1 protein-coding gene is annotated in these 604 nt (G+C 39.1%); it reads left to right on the forward strand.

What is annotated here, in order from left to right; genetic code table 11:
* The first annotated feature begins 121 nt into the window (after window positions 1-121).
* Entirely contained in the window at window positions 122-490 is a 369-nt protein-coding gene (locus EYW48_RS21375) for a VOC family protein (RefSeq protein ID WP_269979834.1), read from the forward strand.
* Window positions 491-604 lie beyond the last annotated feature (114 nt).

A 604-nucleotide genomic window follows, 5' to 3' on the forward strand; every position in this document is an offset into this window, starting at 1 on the left:
GCGTTATATGCTTTGAACTCCTGCTAAGTCCTAGTGATACTGTTTTTATATACAGCCGTGGGTGGTATTGTTAGAATGCGATAAAAATCTTTCGGACTTTAACAATAAAAAGGACATTAACATGATTTTAAATCACGTTTCAGTAGGTACTTCTGATGTAGCGAGAGCCGTTAAATTTTACGATTCGGTTCTGTCTACATTATTCATCAAACGTGCTCACTATATAGAAAATATTGCTGCTGCTTATGGTGAAAACTTTGAGTTTTGGGTTGGTAATCCTTGTGAGGGGAAAGCGACTTCAAGTAATGGTTCACATATAGCTTTCAATGCCCCTTCTAAAGAGTCTGTTGAACAGTTTTATTCCACTGCAATTGAACTAGGTGGTACATGCGAAGGTAAGCCGGGTTTTAGACCTGAGTATGGTGAAAACTATTATGCTGCATTTATTCGAGATCTGGATGGAAACAAAATTGAAGCAGTCATAATGTAGCTTTAGCACGCATATAACAAAGCGTTTAAGACGGACTCCCAACGCTTGGCGCTTTCGGCTTTCTTCAGGTTAAGTGTTTATGTCACAATGGTTTAGGTAAGGTGGTTGGCGTTG

The organism is Vibrio sp. 1180_3 (assembly GCF_029478545.1).
GTDB classification, from domain to species: domain Bacteria; phylum Pseudomonadota; class Gammaproteobacteria; order Enterobacterales; family Vibrionaceae; genus Vibrio; species Vibrio aestuarianus.

Bases quoted from the DNA above. Each gene is read 5' to 3' on its own strand.
- EYW48_RS21375 (WP_269979834.1), top strand. From the start codon at position 122: ATGATTTTAAATCACGTTTCAGTAGGTACTTCTGATGTAGCGAGAGCC.